Raw genomic sequence first — 20232 nt, 5'->3', positions numbered from 1 at the left:
AAATCAAAATAAGTGCCAGTGCTTTTTGATAGACATTTTTTCAAACTTTACCTGTCATTTGTTCAGTGTTTTCATGCTTTTAATTACGATTGCATTGGAAGAAAGATTCATGCATTAAGTGTCAATATGGCAGTTTGTTAGCAGGGAAATGAAGGCGTGGATTATAGGGAGAGGAATGGACGTGAAAAGGGTAGGAGTGAAGTATGCCTAAGTTTGTTTCGGGCGTGTAAAACTCCCAAACAAGCTCAGGCATTGCTTTATGTTGACTTAGGCTGATTGTGCTTCGGAAGGACATCCTTCCTGATATTCCGCAATGATTTTACCAACCTGTTGTGGTGAAACCCGTCCATAGACTTTTTCGCCAACGGTAACCACCGGAGCTAAACCACAGGCACCTACGCACCTTAGGCTACTAAGTGAAAATTTACCATCGGGAGAAGTTTGGCCAACTTCAATATTGAGCTGACGCTTGAACTCCGTTAACACCTGCTCGGCACCTCGCACGTAGCAGGCCGTTCCCATGCAAATTGAAATGGGATGCTCTCCTTGGGGCAACATGGTGAAAAACGAATAGAAGGTTACTACACCATATACTTTGGCAACCGACATCTTCAGTTCTTTGGCAATTACTTCCTGCACTTCAGCTGGCAAATAGCCCAGCTTGCTTTGTACCTGGTGCAGTACATTGATTAGTTCTCCTTCCTGGTTATCAAACTGAGCACAGATCTCCTTAATCTGGCTAATGGTCTTTTCGGAAAGTTTTATTTTTGGCATTGTCTTTTTTTTTAATTCAGTTCCTCTTTGAATACTCGTAATTTTTAAACTCGATACTCAAGACTTGCTTCAGCTTCTGTCAAAATACTTGGTGTGCAGGAGGTGATGTGCTTTTTCGCTTAAAGGTTCACCCAAAAACTCATCGTAGAGTTTTTTGATGTACGGATTTTCGTGTGATTTACGAATGGCTTTACTTTTATCCTCGGCATAAATTGCTTTTTGACGCTTTTTCAAAACTTCCACATCGCCGTGATGATAAGGCTGGCCACCGCCGCCAATACATCCTCCGGGACACGACATGATTTCAATGGCATGAAACTCACTTTTACCGGCTTTTATTTCTTCCAGTAACTTACGCGCATTTCCTAATCCGTGTGCGATACCAATATTGATAGGTAATCCATCAAAATCGATGGTTGCTTTTCGAAGTCCTTCCATGCCGCGTAATTCTTCAAAGTCAAGGCGCTCCAGAGTTTTGCCAGTTTGCACTTCGTAAGCGGTGCGCACGGCTGCTTCAATTACACCTCCAGTTGTTCCGAAAATAACGCTGGCACCAGTTGATTCGCCCATGGGTTGGTCGAATTCTTCATTGGGCAGGGATTTGAAATCGATGTTGGCCAAATTGATAAGCTGAGCAAGTTCGCGGGTCGTTAATGCATGATCGACATCTGGATTGCCATTTACGGCAAATTCATCGCGGCTGCTTTCGTATTTTTTAGCCACACAGGGCATGATGGAAACGACTACCAGATCTTCGCGTTTTACCTGCATTTTGTCGGCAAAATACGTTTTAGCAATGGCACCAAACATTTGTTGTGGCGAGCGTGCTGTTGACGGAATATCTTTCAGGTTTGGAAATTGGTGCTCAAAAAACTTTACCCAGGCAGGGCAGCATGAAGTCAGAATAGGTAATTTGACCTCTTTGTCGCCGGCCAGGTATTTGTTGAGGCGGCCAAGCAATTCCGTTCCTTCTTCCATGATGGTCAGGTCGGCAGCAAAATCAGTGTCAAACACATAATCGAATCCGAGTCGACGTAAGGCGGCAGCCATTTTTCCGGTTACCAGTGTTCCGGCTTCCATTCCAAACTCTTCACCCAAGGCTGCACGCACTGCCGGAGCAGTTTGCACAATCACCGTTTTGGTGGGGTCGGAGAGGGCGCGGATCACCGCTCCGGTTTCATCCACTTCGGTTAGCGCCCCTGTAGGGCAAACGGCCACACACTGTCCGCAATAGGTGCAGGAGGAGTGATCCAGGTTCATTTCGAACGCAGGTGATACCACACAATGGAAGCCACGGTTGATGGTTGAAAGCACGCCAACGGTTTGTACTTCGTTGCACATGGTTTCGCAGCGGCGGCAAAGAATGCATTTATCCATTTCGCGGATAATGGCCGGGCTGGTGTCTTCGCGGTAGTGCGATTGTTCGCCTTGGTAATGAACTTCCCGAATTCCAAGATGATGAGCCATATCCTGCAAGTCGCAGTTGCCCGACTTGGCACACACCAGACAGTCTGATGGGTGATCAGACAGAATCAGCTCAACAACTGTCCGACGAGCATTGATTGCCCGAATGGAGTGCGAACTGATTTCCATGCCTTCAGCCACTTCGGTGCAGCAGGCAGGAGCTAGATTTCGGCGGCCTGTGACTTCGACCACACAAACCCGGCAGCCACCGGGCTTGTTTTCAATATTCATGTCGTGCAGGTTCATGTGGCATAGTGTTGGGATGTCAATGCCAATGCTTGAGGCTGCTTCTAAAATGGTAGTCCCCTTTTTGACGACCAGGGGTTTTTTATCGATGGTTAAATTGATCATTTCCAGAGTTGTTTTGAGTATTAGGCAATTTTTATGGCATTGAATTTACACTTCTCGAAACATGCCCCACATTTGATACACAGCGATTGGTCGATGTAATGTGGACCGCGTTTTTCTCCGGAAATTGCGCCAACCGGACAAATTCGGAAGCATAAAGTGCATCCGGTACATTTTTCATCATCAATATGGTATTGTAGCAACGCTTTGCACTGGCCGGCCGGACAAGTGCTATCATTGACATGCGACTCATATTCATTCATGAAATTGTCGAGGGTTGAAAGCACCGGGTTAGGAGAAGTTTGCCCCAGTCCACAAAGCGAAGTGTCTTTGATGACATGACTAAGCATACGCAGTTTAGTCAAATCTTCGGCGGCACCTTTGCCTTCGGTAATTTTCTCCAGAATTTCGTGGAGTCGTTTGTTTCCAATCCGGCAAGGCGTACATTTTCCACACGATTCATCGAGGGTAAATTCCAGATAAAATTTGGCGATTGACACCATGCAGTCGTCCTCGTCCATCACGATCATTCCTCCGGATCCCATCATGGAGCCGGCTGCCAGCAGGTTGTCATAGTCGATAGGCGTATCCAGGAAATCCTTGGTCAGGCAGCCACCCGATGGTCCGCCGGTTTGCACCGACTTAAATTCTTTTCCGTTTTTTATACCACCGCCAATATCGTAAATTACTTCGCGCAAGGTTGTTCCCATGGGCACCTCAATCAGGCCCACATTGTTGATTTTCCCAGCCAGTGCAAATACTTTGGTGCCTTTCGATTTTTCAGTACCAATGCTGCTAAACCAAGCGGCTCCTTTGTTGATGATTGGAGGAATATTGGCAAAAGTTTCCACGTTGTTTACATTGGTGGGTTTGCTCAGATAACCTTCCTCTGAAGGGAACGGTGGTTTAAAGGTTGGTTCGCCACGTTTTCCTTCCATCGATTGGATCAGCGCTGTTTCTTCACCGCAAACAAAGGCTCCGGCTCCATATCTGATTTCAATGTCAAAGCTAAAATCAGAGCCTAAGATGTTTTTGCCCAGCAACCCATATTCACGAGCTTGGTTAAGTGCTGTTTTTAAGCGTTGAATTGCCAGTGGGTATTCAGCCCGGATGTACACCAAGCCTTTATCGGCACCAATGCAGTAGCCACAAATGGCCATGGCTTCGATAACTGTGTGCGGGTCGCCCTCCAAAATGGAGCGATCCATGAAGGCACCGGGGTCTCCTTCGTCGGCATTACAAACCACATATTTTTGTTCGTTCTCTACTTTTCGGGTAATGTCCCATTTCAATCCGGTAGGAAAACCGCCGCCACCACGGCCGCGCAGCCCCGAATCCATAATGATTTCAATGGCCTGTTCGGGAGTCAGTTCTTCCAGACATTTGCCTAATGCCGAATAACCATCGTTGCCGATGTATTCTTCCACATTTTCAGGGTTGATAAACCCGCAATTTCGCAAAGCAATACGAACTTGTTTCTTGTAGAAGTCCATGTTTTTGCTTTCCGTTATGGGCATTTGTGTGTTTGGATCGGTGTATAGTAAGCGTTCTACTTTACGCCCTTTGACCAGGTGTTCCTCAATAATTTCTTTGGTGTCGTCAGGGGTTACCGAAACGTAAAATGTATTGTCAGGTTGGATTTTTACAATCGGGCCTTGTTCGCAGAAACCAAAACATCCGGTGTGAATTACCTGAACATCTTGTTCCAGCCCCATCTCTTCCAGTTGGTTCTGAAAATTGTTTTTGATTGGTCCGCTTTGGGAAGCTTTACAGCCTGTGCCTCCGCAAACCAGCAAGTGCATCTTATAGTCAGCCATTCGTTGCGTAATTTTTATTCGTCAATGGTTTTATAACTTACCGGGATGATTCCATCGACCAGTTCGTTAAGTTTGATGTGTTTGTCAATGATTTCCTGAGCCTTTGTTTTGTCAACATAACCATAGATTACTGGCTCTTTTCCAGGCATTGTAAGTTCAATGGTGGGTTCGGCATAGCAATAGCCCATACATCCCGTTTGGGTTATCAGGGCATCAATTCCTTGGTGGTCGAGCTCTTCGATGAAATGGTTCATGGTGTCTTTGGCTCCGGAAGCGATTCCGCAAGTAGCCATCGAAACTTTAATCTGGATCAGGTTTTCCGGATGGTCTCCTTTCTCCCGCAGCTTAATTTTAGATTGGACCTCCTCTTTCAATTTTTTGAGGTCGGCCAGTGATTTGACTTTTGTCATATTTGTATCGTTGTTTTTTGTTTTTAATCAGCGAGTTATCTTGTGTTCAAATGTCCGATGATTAAGACATTTAAAATCTAATTTTTATCATTATTCGCTTATTTGAATTTGTTCTAAATTCTCGCGTATCATTTCCAGCAGAAAATTTCTTACCTCTGGTGTTGAAATGGCTATGCCATCCAATTCTTTTTTGATTTCGCGGGTGTCAAATTCAAACTTCCCTTTTGGGGTTTGATGCGTGTAGTGCACTTCGGTATTGTTCTCGTTGCTCACCAAAATCAACAAGCTTCCGGCCATGTCTCCCAAGATTGGGCGATCGATATGTTGAAAGCCAAAGTTGACATGTAGCTGTGTGCCTTTTTTTTCTTCGGAATGAAGATGAAAACTCCCTCCTGTTTGCTCGGCGTTATGCTTCAGTAGGGGAAGTCCAAGCCCCACTTTTCGGGTGGTTTGAGTGGTGAAAAATGGATTGGACGCCTGCTCTAGTTGGGCTGTGCTCATGCCATGTCCATCATCTTCTATGACGATTGAATAACGGTCTTCCGCAGGCTGTTCTTCAAGTCGAATTTCCACCAAGTGGGCTTTGGCCCGAATGGAGTTTTGCGCAATATCGAGGATATGCAGAGCGAGTTCGTTCATGATTCAATTTTTACGAAACGACCATTTTTTTGATTCAAAGCCCAGCGCATTTCCTGAAATGTAGGTTCGTACAGATAAAAGGAAGTGCATGCTGCCCCAATGTCATGGGGATAGTGCGCATCCGACGCGGTTATCAGACTGGTTTCGGGATGTATATCGTACTGCTTTCGAACGGTTTGTTCGTTGGTATATTGGGTGATTTGTAATCCATCAACATGAAGGTCGGAAGGCAGGTAGCCCAACTGACTGTATAGGCTGTTAATGGGCCGATCAATGTGGGCTGGTATAAAAAGGCCGTTCAGCTGGTGTGTATATTTTTCAATGCTTTCTATGTCAATTTGAAGAGGACTACCCAGGTAGTGAGGTAAATACTCGGTTATTTGGTTTTTATGGTCAAGTAATACCTGATGTCCATGGTATTCCGGTCGGTTGGGGATTTCGGGTAAGTATTGATTCAGAAATCGTTGAAACTTATTTCGGGTATAATCATCTTCAAACAGGCAAATTGCGTGAATTTCTTCCCGGCTGTTGACTTCGCATCCATTGACCACCAACAAACCGGTTCCTTCGGCATGTTGTTTTACCATGGCGCACTGCCTGGTTGAGTTGTGGTCGGTAACCGCCAAAATGTTGACGCCCCGGTCGATAGCTTGCTGGACAATTATGTCCGGGCTCATCTCCAGATCGGCACAAGGCGATAAAACCGTGTGAATATGTAAGTCTGCCCGAAATTTTTTCATCCTTTTTCTTTCAGTAGGGCATGCAATTTTCCACTTAAATCAAAAGTTGAATCAGAAGAGGACAGCAAGGGGATTTGCTCCTCTTTGCTATGGGCGATCGTACTTTGGTGGGGCTGCAGCCCTTTTACCAAAATTACGGCAGCCAGGTCTTTTAGCGAGGCGATTGCCATCACATTTTGATGCACTTGCAGGGTGATCCACACCTGGTTTTCGCAGGCATTACCCATAACATCACTTAGCAGGTCGGAGACGTAAGCTCCGTTGATTTCACGGTCGAGACCTTTCTCGCCTGAAATTACTTTTAAATCCAGTCTTTCTATTAATTCAGAAACCTTCATTTCTTCGTCCTCTTTTATTGCAGTCTGCCTGAAACCGTTTCTCTCCCCATTTTTTTTCGACATTGCGTAAGGCTTTTTTGGTGTCGATTTTGCCTTCGTTTTCCCACATTTGTTGCAGGAAAATACAATCCGACATTTTGGCTTGGCCGTTGACCATGTCTTCGGCTAAAGCTTGACAGTTGGGCGCTCCGCAAGCACCGCAATCGATGCCTGGCAAAAAGCAGATGATCCGCTGAGCCCGGGCCATCTTTTCGAGGGCTCGTTTTCGATCCTGATCCAGGCTAAAAGCAGGTTTGGGGGTTATTTGATCGGCGACTAACTTTTGTTTTAGTTGTTTTGATTCTTTAATAGCCGGCGTGTTTTGAAGTTTCCAGGCTGGAGGATAGCGCTTGGCGCGTCGCTCCAACCGTTCAACGGTCAAAAACCGGTTTCCGGTCATCATAATGCCTCCGGCGCAACTTTGGTCGCAAGCCCGTAGCTCCAGAAAATCAATGTCCGGCACTTCTTCATTTTCCAGCCGCTCCAAAAAGCGGATGACATTGTGTATGCCATCGATAGCCATATTGCGTTCCCCAAAATGTCTGGTTTCGCCGCGTGTCAAGCTCCATAAAATACCATCTCTTGTCAGGTTTTGGCGCCGGGCGCTGGTATCTGCCGCTTCGTTATCATCAATGGCTTTCATCACCCGGTTATACAAAGCATCCATGTTGATGATGCCGTCCACGATGGATTTTTTTTCACCTACGGGGCTTTTCACCGAGCTAATTTTGGCATTGCAGGGTGTGACGTAAAACAGACCGATTTCTTCTTCGAGGGCACCTTGCTTTTTCAGTTCGTTGATGGCAAAATGGGCTACCAGGTCGTGTGGCGCTTTCCGCTTAATCAGATTTTCGGTTAGCGATGGATAGCGAATTTGAATCAGACGAACAATGGCTGGGCAGAAAGTAGAAATGTGCGGCCGGTTGTCGGGTGATTTGCGGCAGTATTCTTTAATGGAGGTCTTTAAGACTCCAATGGGCTGCTCGACTTCAAACACATGGGTGAAGCCAATTTTAAGCAGTGCTGCATAAATCTGGTCTTCGGTATATTTCTCCGGAAACTGGCCAATCATAACGGCTGGAAATAGAACCACGCGGTATTTAAACGATTGGATATTTTTTAAGTCATCCTGCTCCACATAAATGGCTTTAACTGGACACGCCCGCATGCAATGACCACAATCCACACAGCGGTCAGCTCTGATTTCAGCCAAACCTCCGGCTACCCGAATGGCTTCGGTCGGACAAACTTTCATGCAATGCGTACAGCCAATGCATTTTTGCTCATCAATGGTTAACGCGTGATATCTTTTAGCAGGTGACATTAAAAGTGATTAATCATTTTAAGTGTTGTTCCAGTATCTACTATTGACTCAATATGAAATTCATCCGTATTTCTCTTGATGTTGGGAAGCCCCATTCCAGCGCCAAAACCCATCTCTCTGACTTTTTTGCTGGCTGTGGAATAACCTTCCTGCATGGCCAACTCAATATCTGGTATTCCGGGGCCTTTATCAATGATTTCTATCGTTATTTTATCCGTTTCAATATGAACCAGAATCTGGCCTTCGTAAGCATGAGCTACCACGTTTACTTCGGCCTCGTAAAGGGCAATCACAATGTTTTTGATGCTTCGGGCCTCTATACCCAATTGTTTGAGCATCTTCTTGACCTCGCTGGCAGCATGGCCGGCACGCGTGAAATTACCTCCTTCTATATAGAACTCCAGTTTCATTAATAAACTGGTTTTAAGCCTGCCTGGTACAAGATGCCACTGGCCTTAAATAAAGTAAAAGGGGACTCCAAAATGCACAGGCTGTTTTCCTTAGCAAGAGCCAGCATTTCATCGTTTGCCTTTTTGTTACGGACAAATACAATGAACCGGATATCAGCCATTTCGGAGGTTCGGATGGCTTGCAGGTTACACATACCAGTAATCAGAAGCAGATTGTCCGTGTCAAGAGTCAGGACATCGCTCATTAAGTCAGAACTATAACCTCTTTCAATGTTGGCTGTAGCGTGTTCTTCGCCGCAAATGATTTGGGCGGATAAAAGTTGGCAAATTTTACTGATCTGCATGGTGCTTAAAAACGATTTTTGCAAATATCACCCAAAACTGTCAAAAGGAAGCAACATTTGGAGGGAATATGCGTCGGTTGATAAAATTTAGATTGAATTGAAATAAGGGCTTAAATTTGTATTTTCGTAGAAATAGTACCGAGTAACCAAAATCAAGTAACCAAAATAATGATTTACGACGACAAATCCTTACATACGGACATGATCCAGCATCCTGACTTGCATCAAAAAATTATTGATGCTTTGCCGATCCCTATTTTTTACCGAAATATTCAGGGCGTTTACATTGCAACCAACCGGGCGCATGAGAATTTTATTGGTCTGAAAAAGGAGGACGTTATAGGTAAAACTGTTTTTGACGTACAGCCCCCTGATATTGCGGAAATGTATGCTCGTCGTGATCAGGAGTTATTTGAAAATCAGCAGAGTCAAAGTTATGAGACCAAGTTTCGTTTGTCTGATGGTTCTATTCACGATGTGATCTTTAATAAGGCCGTAATTCGAAACGGCAACGATGAAATTATTGGTGTTGTCGGTTCTATTATGGACATTACAGATCGCAAAAAGGCCGAGCGCAAATTGGAAAAAGCCAAAGAAGCATCGGTGATCGCCTCGGCCATGATTCACAAAATCAGGGCAGGAATCGTCATTGTTGACAGTGAATTTAAGGTCATCGATTCGAATGAAGGGTTTGCCCGGCTTTTTGGGGAGGAGTTAGAAGAGCTTTATGAAACCATCCCCGGCCTTCAGGGAGCTGATTTGAAAGAGTTAATTCCGGAGGTGATTTTTAAAATGTTTGCTATGCTGATGGCTTCGGGTGAAAATATGGTTGAGCGTGACTTGAAGGTACAAAATCGCTTGCTGCATATTTCAGTGATCACTATCTATAAAAATCGGGTAGTTGGTGCGCTTATTCGCGATATGTCGGCTCCATCGCTGGTGCGTGAAGAGATTATCAGTCGTGCCCGGCAGGTGAACAAGCAAAACCTGGAGACCGTTCGGAAAATTGCTTTCTTACTGGGCGAAAATGCTTCGCAAACCGAGATTATGCTTAACTCAATTATTGAGTCTTATAAATATGAGGAGGACAACTGATGGCTGACTATCATTTTGATGTCCATATGCAGCAAAAACTGCCTAAAGGCGAAGTGGTATGTGGCGATGTGTTCTTAACGCGCCGAATCAAAGAGGAAGGACGTGTAATCCTGGTCTTGTCTGACGGGATCGGGCATGGCGTAAAAGCCAATGTGCTTGGAACCTTAACTGCTTCCATGGCATTGAACTACTCTTCGTTACACACCCAGCCCGATGTGGCAGCCAAGGTATTTATGCGCGCGCTGCCCCGCAGCAGCGATGGTAAGGAAAGTTATGCCACCTTTACCATTATTGAAATTGAAGTGGGCGGATTGGTCCGGATTGTTAACTACGACAACCCGCAAACAATCATTCTTCGGCATGGTGAACCCTATGCTCCCGACGAAATTGAAGTGAATATACGGGGCGAAGAAAATGTGGGAAAGATTCTTCGTATTCGGGAATTTAGGCCCATTCAAGGTGACCGGATTATTTTTATGACTGATGGGGTGGAGCAAAGTGGTTTGGGCGGAAAACGTTACCCTATGGGCTGGGGGCTTGTGCAGGTGCGTGAGTTCGCTCAGAAACAGTTGGCACGCGAGAGTGAAATCTCGGCAACCCGACTGGCACGTAAGATATTGAATCAGGCAGCCATGAATGATGGCTTTGAACTAAAAGATGATACGAGTTGCGGCATTGTCCATTTCAGACAGCCCCGGGAGTTTATGCTCATTACAGGCCCTCCTTTTTATAAGATAAAAGACACGGACTTTGTGAAACGTGTGATTGAGTTTCCCGGGAAAAAGATCATTTGCGGGGGAACAACAGCCGAAATTATTGCCCGCGAACTCGATCTGGAAGTTAACATTCAGCATCGCTATGGCTATGAGGAGGCTGGTATTCCGCCGGCTGCTGAGATGGAAGGCTTTGAGATGGTTACCGAAGGGATTTTAACCATGGGTAAGGTGGAGGAGATTTTGGAGGTTTATTCGCGCGAGGACCGACTGGGAACGAGTCCGCCGGAAGAAGTGGCGAAATTGCTGCTGGAGCATGATAACATTCACATTATTGTTGGAACACGAATCAATTGGGCGCATCAGGATCCAGATCAGCCTATGGAGTTGGAAATCCGAAAGTTTGTGGTGAAACGAATTGTTCGTTTGCTGGAAGAACGTTTTCTGAAGAACGTAACGCTGGAGTTGGTTTAAGTTCTTTGCTGGTGATTGCAAGATTCATCGTAGGTAGATAAATTTCATGCTAAACAATCTGAACGTGTAGGTGTTGAATCTCTTGAGATTAAGACATTCGGGTCTTAAAACAATGTTTTTAAATCACGAGAATAGATTTTCGTCACATCTATTATTCTCGAATAAAACGAACGTATGAAATCCTTAACGGATTGAATCTTAACAATGAAAATGGAAAATCTGACGGAATAATGTCCGAATGTTCTGATTAAGCAGTTGGGTCGTAATGGTATGGGGCCATTTTAATTCTTCGAAAATGATATTCATTATTTAACTTCAATATTATGCCGACAATCGTTGCACGTCACAAAGTAAGTGACATTGACACATGGCTAAAAGGTCACCAGGATAGGATTTATTTGATCCTTACGTGACAAGTTTTACTACTTTTCAAGATGCCGATGACCCTAATTCAATGGTTTTAGTGATCGATACCCCTGATGTTGAGAAATTCGGTGCTATGGTTAATGATCCGGCCAATGCGGGAATTAAAGCGAAGCATACGGTGCTTGATCCAATTGCGATTTCAATGAAAGTCGATTTATAGGTTGTCGTATCTGGCTTTGAAGTGGCTGATTTCAAAAGCAAATGATCTTTCGACTGCTTTTTGTGGATGTAAAACCAGTTGCAGTAAGTGCTGATCCTGGTTTTATTATTTTAGCTTCGTCTGTTTCCTCTCAGGTGCAAGCATAGAGCTTGGTTAGCGATTTTAGGGACATTATTTTGCGAAAGAATACCGATTTTAAGTTAATTTGCTCCACTTCTTTAAATATAATCTGATGAGCCAAAATAGGGGACTGAAAGAACAACTTTTAAATCAGCTGAGAGAACTGCTGGATGAGCGAATGGATACGACTGTAAAAGCGATTGAATCGGCCAAGGAAGCACGCGATAGTGATACCAAAAGTAGTGCGGGCGATAAGTACGAAACAGGCCGGGCAATGATGCAGATGGAGCTGGATAAATACCAGGTACAGTTGAGCAAAACCCGTAGTTTGAAGAATGAGCTGGCAAAAATTAATCCGGTCATAAAATTGAATAGGGCTGAGTTTGGAAGTCTGGTGGTTTGTAATCAAGGCAATTATTTTCTGTCGGTTGCCCTAGGGGAAATTCGTGTGGAGCAAACCGATTTTTTTTGTTTGTCGATGCTTTCGCCCCTTGGTCAAGCACTGCGCGGCAAAACAGCAGGCGATGAGCTGGTGTTTAATGGTCAAACCATTCAGATTAAATCAATTGACTAATTGAGCAGACTTTACTTTAGATATGTCGGGGATCAAAGGAAATGAACTACCTTTGCCGAATGTTAAAAAATCAGAAAAAAATTCTGGAAAAATTAGGCGTCGAGCAGCTGAACGCCATGCAGCTGGAGGCTCAGGAAGCCATTCATTCCAGCTCTGAAGTGGTGTTGCTTTCACCTACCGGAACCGGAAAAACGCTGGCCTTTTTATTGCCAGTCCTTGCTGAGTTGGATCGCGATTGCAATGAAGTTCAATGCTTGATCATTGCCCCATCGCGTGAGCTGGCTATTCAAATAGAACAGGTGACCCGTGAAATGGGCGCAGGATTTAAAACCAATGCGGTTTATGGAGGAACGTCTTTTTCGAAAGATAAACTGGAGTTGAAACACCGTCCGACCCTATTGATCGGGACACCGGGTAGGGTCGCCGACCATCTTCGGCGTGAAACATTTCCAACGCATGAAATAAAAACGCTGGTCCTTGATGAGTTTGACAAGTCGCTGGAAATTGGGTTTGAGTCTGAAATGAAGGAGATTCTGACAGCTCTACCGGAGCTTCAGAAAAAGATTTTGACTTCGGCGACTCAAAAAATGGAAGTGCCTTCGTTTGTCGGGCTGAAAAAGCCAAGATCGATTAATTACCTGTCAGATCAACGGTCGCAGTTGAAGATCAAACGTATTCTTTCGCCCGAAAAAGATAAATTGGAAACTTTGGTTGAGGCGCTTTGTCATATCGGCAACCAGCCTGGAATTATTTTCTGTAATTTTAAAGATACCATCCAGCGGGTGAGCGATTTTTTGTCGGAAAAGCAAATCAGCCATGGGTGCTTTTATGGAGGCATGGAACAGGTGGAGCGTGAACGGGCGCTGATTCAGTTTCGAAATGGCTCGCACCAACTTCTCATAGCCACTGACCTGGCAGCACGCGGACTCGATATTCCGGAGATCAAATTTATTATTCACTACCAGCTCCCAGGGCGGAAGGATGAATTTACACACCGCAACGGACGAACCGCGCGTATGTTTAACGACGGAACAGCTTACGTTTTGCAGTGGGAAGAAGAAAACTTGCCCGACTACATGGGGGCACTAGGCATCGAACGGCTGCAAGAGGCACCACTTCCAGATGCTTCGCCATGGACTACGCTATTTATTTCAGGAGGACGGAAAGATAAAATATCGAAAGCAGACATTGCCGGTTTCTTCTTTAAGCAAGGAAAACTCAACAAAGAAGAATTAGGAATCATTGAACTTAAGGGAGATTGCGCCTTTGTTGGTGTGCATGCTGCTAAAGCAGAACAATTGATTCAGACGCTTGATTGTCTCCGGTTGAAAAACAAAAAGATTCGGGTGACTCTTGCTGAATAAAGTTAGGAGAGAGCGGATCTTCTTTTCAATTGCCGGGCTTGTGGGCAAGCGGTAGGCTAAAACAAAACCGACTGCCTTGAGTTCGTTGGCGGTCGACCCATATTCGCCCATCGTGCATCTCAATAAACTCTTTGCAAAGGAGCAGGCCAAGTCCGGTGCCCGATTCGTTGTGCGTGCCCAAAGTGGAATGGTTGTATTCGATGCGGAATAGTTTCTGAAATTCTTTTTCTGTGATTCCAATCCCATTGTCTGCTACTGAAACCATGAGTTCATTGGCCTCTTGTGTGACAGTAATTTCAATTTCGCCTCCCGTATTTGTGAATTTTATTGCGTTGGATATCAAATTCCTCAACACGGTTTTAATCATTGACTGATCGGCCAGAACTGGAATGTCTTGAGCTGTTAAGTTCAGAATGGTAATTGATTTTTGCCGCGCTGAATCCTTAAAAAGTTCAACCACGTCATGAATGATAAGGGACAGATTGAGCGGTGCGGGGTTAAATTTCATTTTTCCCGACTGCGATCGCGACCATTCCAGTAGATTGGTAAGCAAATTCATTGCTTGATTGGATGCTTTTTGAATGATTTGCGCGTACTCCTCCACATCGTCATAGTTTTTTTGTTGAATTTGTTCCAGCAGCATATCACTGAGTCCGATAATGCAATTGAACGGATTTCTCAAGTCGTGACCAATGATGGAGAAAAAACGGTCTTTGGTGGCATTTAGCTCACTTAAGTGGGCTTGACTTTGTTGCAGCGCATGTACTGCATTTTTTCGTTCTGTAATATCGCGAACATTTAAAACAACCGATTGGATGTCTGGATTGTGTATTTGATTTGTTCCAAAGGCCTCTAAGTAAACCCAAGTTCCGTTTTTGTGTCGATGCCGGTATTGTGTGCCGCCGTTGTCCGAATTTTCCAGAATATTTTTAAATCCTTGCAGCACTTGTGCCCGGTCGTCGGGATGAATAAATTCATCAATGACAGTAATACCAACCAACTCATCTGGTTGATAGCCCAGTATTTTTTCGCAGGATTCACTCACATATTGCTGTACTCCATTGGAATCCAGCAAAACGATCATGTCAAATGAATTTCGAATAAGTTGTCTGAATCGATTTTCGCTTCCCTGTTTTAATTCTTCTACCTGCCTCGCTAATTCTTGATATGTAGGTTTTTTGACCATCTAAGTTTTACACCCGAGAGGTGTGCTTTTCAGCTGTTAGTTTGATTTGTTGAAAGTACTAATTTTCAAATGAATTAAAACAGGCGATGATTCTTTTTCTTTACAGCATGGCTTAGGAGGCAGAGAAATTGGGAGTCCGAAGAAGGCTGTTGAGAAGCCATCGTCAGAAGTAATGTCTCGTTTGAATCAGTATTTCAGGTGAGTTGCTTTTTTTTCTTTTGACGTGCTAAACGTAGAAAAGGCTTTAAGCATTGCGTTTAAAGCCTTTTCTGTCTTGTAGTTACAAAAACGAAATTTATACCATAGGGTATTTTTTGAAAACTTCTTCTGATTTCATTAAGATCTCTACATATTGTGCCCGTTGGTAGGCAAACGGATCTTTGAGGTTTTTGCGTGATAACTTTCCACGAAAATCATCCAGCGACTTGTAGCCTTTAGCATCCATCCAGTCGGCCAATTCGCGAAGTACTTTCGCCACAAAAGGTGGTTGGTTGCGATAAATGGCCGAAACGACCTGAACGGCATCAGCACCAGCCAGTAACATTTTGATGACATCTTTGGTGCATGAAATTCCTCGGCTGGCGCACACGCTGGCATCAATGTTTCCGTATAGCAGGCCGGCATAACGTAACGAAAGTTGGTGGTCCTTTTCATGGCTCAAATCCCACGGATAGTGAAATAATTCTTGTTCAATGTCGATTTCGGGTTGAAAGAAGCGATTGAAAAGAACATAGCCGTCGACACCCACTTCGTCTAGTTTTTTGATGAAGTTTAAGGTGTTGGTATAGAACGGGCTGAGTTTTACGCTTACTGGAATTTTAACGGCCTTTTTTATGCTTTTAACAATTTGAATTTGTTTGTCTTCAATGCTTTTGCCAGTGGTTTCGAAGTATCCGGGTGTGGCGTATAAATTCACTTCCAGTGCATCAACGCCTGTTTGTTCCAATTCTTTGGCAAATTCAACCCAAGAGGTTTCATAAATCGCATTCAAACTACCAATGACGGGTACTGAAGTATTTTTCTTTAAGGTTTTCAGGTTGAAAAGGTGTTCTTTAGGGCCGGCATGTTCGAGGTCAGGAAAGATACTGGTCATTTCAGCATGACGCTCTTCGTATTCGTGTAGTTCATCGTCAAGTTGAAGCGATTCCAGTTGAATTTGTTCTTCGAACAAGGATTTGTAGACAATTGCCGCGACTCCTGCTTCTTCGAGCTGTTTGATCACTTCTGGTTTGTTTACCAGGTTGCTGGCACCTATAATTAGCGGGTTTTTTAGCTTTAGCCCCATGTAGGTGGTTGATAGATCTGCCATAATATTGATTTTACAGGTTATTTTCTGTTAGTTAAACTATGGAAGTTCTGCTTTTGTTCAAAGCCGAAAGCACAAAGATGAACAAGTGTTTGAAAATCGGTAGGGCAGGCGCAGGCCGGACAGCGCTGGCTGCCCGGAATTGATGTCAAGAAGAGATAAGCGATTTTTGAATAGCGACGGTTTGTTGATAACTAGGCGATTACGCCCGATCCAAGCAGCTCGTTGCCATCATACCAGGCCGCAAATTGTCCGGAGGTAATGCCACGTTGCTCGTCATCGAACAGCATATACAATCCTTCTTCGCGTTGGTAAAGTGTTGCTTTTTCAAGCGGTTGGCGGTACCGGATGCGCACCTCGTAGCGTCGGCTTTCTCCTACAGTCATTTTCAGGTCTTCCCGAATCCAGTGGGTTTCAGCTTCCGAAATGAACAGTCCCGGACGATACAGGCCCGCGTGGTTGGTTCCTTCGCCTACATAAATGATATTGCGCACCACATCGGTTCCCAAAACAAATAAGGGTTCTTCGTGTCCGCCTATGTTCAGCCCTTTGCGTTGACCAACGGTGTAAAAATGAGCTCCACGATGTTCGCCAATAACCTGCCCGTTCCAAGGTTTGTAAGGGTAAGCAAAACACAGCTTTTTGAAATTGTCGGGCGTTTTTTCTACCGCCTTTTTCTTCGCCATAAACTCGGGCGGCACTTCAATAACATTGCCGGTTTTGGGCTCCAGCTGCTGTTGCAGGAAGGTAGGCAGGTCGACTTTCCCAACAAAACAAATGCCCTGAGAATCTTTGCGGGTTGCCGTTGGCAGTTCTTGTTCGGCGGCAATTTTGCGTACTTCGGGCTTGTCCAGATGTCCAATGGGAAACAGTGCTTTGCTCAATTGTTTCTGGCTGAGCTGACACAGGAAATAACTTTGGTCCTTGTTGTTGTCTTCGCCTGCAAGCAACTGGTAAATGGGTTGGCCGTCCTTTTCCACTTCACTTTTCTGACAGTAATGCCCCGTAGCAACGTAGTCGGCTCCATATTTCAGGCATTCGTCCATGAAGATATCGAACTTTATTTCGCGGTTGCAAAGCACGTCGGGGTTGGGGGTGCGGCCTTTGCTGTATTCGTCAAACATGTAGTCGACCACCCGCTTTTTATAATCCTTGCTGAGGTCGACAATATGAAAGGGCATGTCGAGTTTTTTGGCTACCATCTCGGCAATCATGGCATCGTCTTCCCAGGAGCAACTGCCCGTTAAGGTGCCTGTACGGTCGTGCCAGTTCACCATAAATAAAGCGATCACCTCGTATCCTTGTTGTTTCAGCAAATAGGCTGCAACACTTGAATCTACTCCTCCTGAAAGTCCAATAACTACCCTTTTCATCTTTTGCATCAATTGAGCGACAAAAGTAGAACGAAATTTGGAAATAGGCAATTCGGTGGAAAGAAGACCGTGATATTTAAGATGCGGGGTGATCTTTTGTTAAGATAAGGCAGTTTCGCTTGCCTCAAGGATTTATTCGTTGAGTTGAACCAGGCTTTCGTTTCGCTCAAATGGTTATTCGTTATGTCGAAATGGTCATTCGTTTGGGTGAGACACACTTTAGTTTAACGCGAGTTGCTATTCCTTAGGTTGAAGCTGTTATTCGTTAACATGCATTCGTGTTTCGTTGAGGTGAAGTGGTTATTCGTTTGAACCGACCTGCCCCTGGTTTGAGCGAAGCGGTAAGGAGTAACTAGTTATTTTGATTGAAAGGTATTCATTATTGTCTTTCAAAACAATAGGTCTGGTGTATGGTCGTTACAAACGACAGACCGTGTGCCGCGCGGCATTGATTGGCGAAGAAGAGGGGGAGTTGGAATATTGGTTTTCGTTTAGGTGTTAAAGAAAAAGCAATAAGAGATCTGGCTTAATCCAATCAATGATTTTTTAATGATTCGACGTTTTCATGATCTTTTTTTTTATATTATCGTTTTATAACTAAAATGGTGCCCTTGTTTATTTCAGACTTAATATCGAATGTTGCATTGCTTTTGGTGTTTAGTTTTTTCTATGAATTAAGGTGGATTGATTCTATCTATTCTCAAAAACTGCTGCCAAAAATTTTTGCTGGAATAATAATTGGAGGCATTGGTATCTTTTTAATTTATACCCCGTGGACTTACCAGGCAGGGATTAGTTTCGATTTTCGTTCGGTTCTTCTATCGATAGCAGGTTTATACTTGGGAGCCATTCCTACGCTTGGTGCAATTTTAATTATGAGTGTTTTCAGATTTTTTCTTGGAGGAGATCACGCATTCATGGGAATTTCTCTCATTATTTCGTCAGGCTTGTTTGGTATCGTATGTAGGTACTTTTTACAAAAAAGGGGGATTAAAAATACCATTGGTATCCTGTATGCTTTCGGTCTGCTTGTTCATCTGTTCATGCTTATTTGGCTGATATGGTTACCTAAAGAAGAATTTTTACCAATAGTAAGGTTTATTGCTATTCCTGTAATAATTATCTATCCTATTATAACAGTGCTTTTAGGAATACTGATGAACAGACAGCTGGAAAATTGGCATAATCATAAAGCCAGAGAAAGGCTCCTTAACTCAGAACGTAAGTTTGTAATGATGTTGGAAGGGATCAATATGATTTTTGTAAACCTTGATTTGGATAAAAACATAATATCCTGCAATAAATATATGCTTCAGGTTACCGGCTATCAAGAAGACGAACTGGTTGGAAGGAACTGGATTGATACTTTTGTTTGTGAGGATGAGAAAGAGGAATTAGTCGCAGCTTTTCAGAAGTTTATGGACACAGATTCGGTTCTTCATTATTATGAAAATAAAATTCAGACCAAAGAAAATGAAATACTTGATATTGCGTGGCACAATATGCTTATTACTGATGATGATGGAAGTGTAAAAAGTATTGCCAGCCTGGGAGAAAATATTACCGACAAAAAAGCAATTTTCGATAAACTTAAAGAAGCCAAGGAGAAAGCAGAAGGAAGTAATCGGTTAAAGAGTGTTTTTCTGCAGAATGTAAGCCATGAGATCCGCACGCCCATGAACGGAATTCTTGGGTTTATCAATTTGTTGAAAGAACGGCATGTTGATGAGAAAACACGCAGCAGCTATTACGACATTATAAATGCAAGCGGCGAACGGTTACTTAAGACTGTAAATGGTCTGATTGATATCGCAAAAATTGAAACCCACCAAATACACGTTCATACATCAGAGGTTAATGTCAATAAAGTATTGTCGGAGCATGTCACCGGTGCAAGACCATTGGCAGCAAAAAGGAACAATCAAGTAATATACGACAGTAAATTACTTCCTCCTGAAGTCAGATTACATACCGATAGAAATCTGCTAGAAAGTATTCTTTCCAACCTGCTTAGCAATGCCATAAAGTTTACTAGCGACGGAACGATAGAGGTTGGAGGTAAGGATAATGGCAGCGATATTGTATTTTTTGTAAGTGATACAGGGATAGGTATTCCCAAAGGGCGGCTTGATGCTATTTTTGACCGATTTGTTCAAGCCGATTTAAATTTAACCCGGCGGCATGAAGGAACGGGTTTAGGTTTGTCAATTGCTAAAGCTTATTCCCATTTGCTAGGTGGCGATCTGTGGGTGGAATCAGAAGAAGGAAAAGGAAGTACTTTCTTTTTTAAAATACCGAAATATGGAGAAAGCACATTGGAGACTGTGATAACTGAAACAAAAAATACGGAAGAATTCAGGAAAGACGATCGTAAGGTATAAACAGATAAAGTTATCACCTGGCCTGCCTCTGGTTCGAGCGAAGCAATGACCAAGGGGAGTTAGGGTACGGAAATAACAAGCAATTACTTATAGCCAATGTAGGGTGCGTTATTTTTTCGTTTAACAACATGACCAAAATTCAACTACTTTATTTTCTCTTTTTATATAGGTAATTCGCCTCATATATTCTTCGCCAAGTAAGTAATAGAAACTTACACAATCTGATTGATTTTTAATTATTTCAAAATACTTCTCGTCAAAAAACTCGTCATCCAGTTTTTCTTCTTTCGCAATTGCAGGTGTTTGGAAATTCGATTCATCTAAGAACGTATAGAAGTAAGCATTCGCTGAACCCCGTGTTTTAAATCTTTTTGCGGGTCTATACATTTGTTGGTTTGATTTTAAAGACAAAC

Annotated in this window: 20 protein-coding genes; 6 read left to right on the top strand and 14 right to left on the bottom strand. The window is 43.7% G+C overall.

Annotation, left to right across the window (positions count from 1 at the left end; genetic code table 11):
• Positions 1–267: 267 nt before the first annotated feature.
• From nuoE to ACUNWA_RS06865, 10 genes are all read right to left on the bottom strand, one after another.
• On the bottom strand, positions 268–774 hold the full coding sequence (gene nuoE, locus ACUNWA_RS06910; RefSeq protein WP_445591159.1) for an NADH-quinone oxidoreductase subunit NuoE: 507 nt from the start codon (positions 772–774) through the stop codon (positions 268–270).
• Between the two features lie 69 nt (positions 775–843).
• Entirely contained in the window at positions 844–2589 is a 1746-nt protein-coding gene (locus ACUNWA_RS06905; RefSeq protein WP_445591158.1) for an NADH-dependent [FeFe] hydrogenase, group A6, read from the bottom strand.
• 20 nt (positions 2590–2609) lie between these two features.
• Positions 2610–4403: an NADH-ubiquinone oxidoreductase-F iron-sulfur binding region domain-containing protein gene (locus ACUNWA_RS06900; protein WP_445591157.1), complete on the bottom strand. Its 1794-nt coding sequence runs from the start codon at positions 4401–4403 to the stop codon at positions 2610–2612.
• Positions 4404–4417: 14 nt separating this feature from the next.
• On the bottom strand, positions 4418–4813 hold the full coding sequence (locus ACUNWA_RS06895; protein WP_445591156.1) for a (2Fe-2S) ferredoxin domain-containing protein: 396 nt from the start codon (positions 4811–4813) through the stop codon (positions 4418–4420).
• Between the two features lie 90 nt (positions 4814–4903).
• The gene (locus ACUNWA_RS06890; RefSeq protein ID WP_445591155.1) at positions 4904–5452 is read right to left on the bottom strand and encodes an ATP-binding protein; all 549 of its coding nucleotides are present in this window, start codon (positions 5450–5452) and stop codon (positions 4904–4906) included.
• Positions 5449–6192, bottom strand: coding sequence for a PHP domain-containing protein (locus ACUNWA_RS06885; protein WP_445591154.1), 744 nt, complete (start codon positions 6190–6192; stop codon positions 5449–5451). The genes ACUNWA_RS06890 and ACUNWA_RS06885 overlap by 4 nt, the downstream gene beginning before the upstream one ends.
• Entirely contained in the window at positions 6189–6530 is a 342-nt protein-coding gene (locus tag ACUNWA_RS06880) for a DRTGG domain-containing protein (protein WP_445591153.1), read from the bottom strand. The genes ACUNWA_RS06885 and ACUNWA_RS06880 overlap by 4 nt, the downstream gene beginning before the upstream one ends.
• A complete protein-coding gene (locus ACUNWA_RS06875) occupies positions 6517–7893 on the bottom strand; it encodes a [Fe-Fe] hydrogenase large subunit C-terminal domain-containing protein (protein WP_445591152.1) in 1377 nt (458 codons plus the stop codon). The genes ACUNWA_RS06880 and ACUNWA_RS06875 overlap by 14 nt, the downstream gene beginning before the upstream one ends.
• Positions 7893–8303 (bottom strand): ATP-binding protein, encoded by a 411-nt coding sequence (locus tag ACUNWA_RS06870; protein ID WP_445591151.1) that lies wholly within the window; start codon positions 8301–8303, stop codon positions 7893–7895. Before ACUNWA_RS06870 ends, ACUNWA_RS06875 begins: the two co-directional genes overlap by 1 nt.
• A complete protein-coding gene (locus tag ACUNWA_RS06865; protein WP_445591150.1) occupies positions 8303–8647 on the bottom strand; it encodes a hypothetical protein in 345 nt (114 codons plus the stop codon). The genes ACUNWA_RS06870 and ACUNWA_RS06865 overlap by 1 nt, the downstream gene beginning before the upstream one ends.
• Positions 8648–8815: 168 nt before the next feature.
• Between ACUNWA_RS06865 and ACUNWA_RS06860 the strand changes: the two genes are divergently transcribed.
• The 5 genes from ACUNWA_RS06860 (at position 8816) to ACUNWA_RS06840 (ending at position 13573) form a co-directional block, all read left to right on the top strand.
• Positions 8816–9742, top strand: a complete 927-nt coding sequence (locus ACUNWA_RS06860; protein ID WP_445591149.1) for a PAS domain S-box protein — start codon at positions 8816–8818, stop codon at positions 9740–9742.
• Positions 9742–10929 (top strand): SpoIIE family protein phosphatase, encoded by a 1188-nt coding sequence (locus ACUNWA_RS06855; RefSeq protein WP_445591148.1) that lies wholly within the window; start codon positions 9742–9744, stop codon positions 10927–10929. The genes ACUNWA_RS06860 and ACUNWA_RS06855 overlap by 1 nt, the downstream gene beginning before the upstream one ends.
• Positions 10930–11338: 409 nt before the next feature.
• Complete coding sequence (locus ACUNWA_RS06850; protein WP_445591147.1) at positions 11339–11515, top strand: hypothetical protein; 177 nt, start codon at positions 11339–11341, stop codon at positions 11513–11515.
• A gap of 232 nt (positions 11516–11747) precedes the next feature.
• Entirely contained in the window at positions 11748–12209 is a 462-nt protein-coding gene (locus ACUNWA_RS06845; protein ID WP_445591146.1) for a hypothetical protein, read from the top strand.
• A gap of 59 nt (positions 12210–12268) precedes the next feature.
• Positions 12269–13573: a DEAD/DEAH box helicase gene (locus ACUNWA_RS06840; protein WP_445591145.1), complete on the top strand. Its 1305-nt coding sequence runs from the start codon at positions 12269–12271 to the stop codon at positions 13571–13573.
• A gap of 25 nt (positions 13574–13598) precedes the next feature.
• Here the strand turns inward: ACUNWA_RS06840 and ACUNWA_RS06835 are convergent, their stop codons facing one another.
• From ACUNWA_RS06835 to mnmA, 3 genes are all read right to left on the bottom strand, one after another.
• Positions 13599–14759 (bottom strand): PAS domain-containing sensor histidine kinase, encoded by a 1161-nt coding sequence (locus ACUNWA_RS06835; RefSeq protein WP_445591144.1) that lies wholly within the window; start codon positions 14757–14759, stop codon positions 13599–13601.
• Positions 14760–15054: 295 nt separating this feature from the next.
• Positions 15055–16068 carry a dihydroorotate dehydrogenase-like protein gene (locus tag ACUNWA_RS06830; protein WP_445591143.1) on the bottom strand — a complete coding sequence of 338 codons (1014 nt, stop codon included), beginning with the start codon at positions 16066–16068 and terminating at the stop codon, positions 15055–15057.
• 191 nt (positions 16069–16259) lie between these two features.
• The gene (gene mnmA / locus ACUNWA_RS06825) at positions 16260–17447 is read right to left on the bottom strand and encodes a tRNA 2-thiouridine(34) synthase MnmA (RefSeq protein ID WP_445591142.1); all 1188 of its coding nucleotides are present in this window, start codon (positions 17445–17447) and stop codon (positions 16260–16262) included.
• A 602-nt stretch (positions 17448–18049) separates the two neighbouring features.
• Here mnmA and ACUNWA_RS06820 point away from each other — a divergent pair.
• Entirely contained in the window at positions 18050–19819 is a 1770-nt protein-coding gene (locus ACUNWA_RS06820) for an ATP-binding protein (RefSeq protein ID WP_445591141.1), read from the top strand.
• Between the two features lie 120 nt (positions 19820–19939).
• Here ACUNWA_RS06820 and ACUNWA_RS06815 read toward each other — a convergent pair.
• Positions 19940–20232, bottom strand: a 293-nt coding sequence (locus ACUNWA_RS06815; RefSeq protein ID WP_445591140.1) for a hypothetical protein, incomplete at its 5' end; no start/stop codon positions are given.

This window comes from Sunxiuqinia sp. sy24 (assembly GCF_052677165.1).
This window is presented reverse-complemented; position numbering and strand designations above follow the sequence as displayed.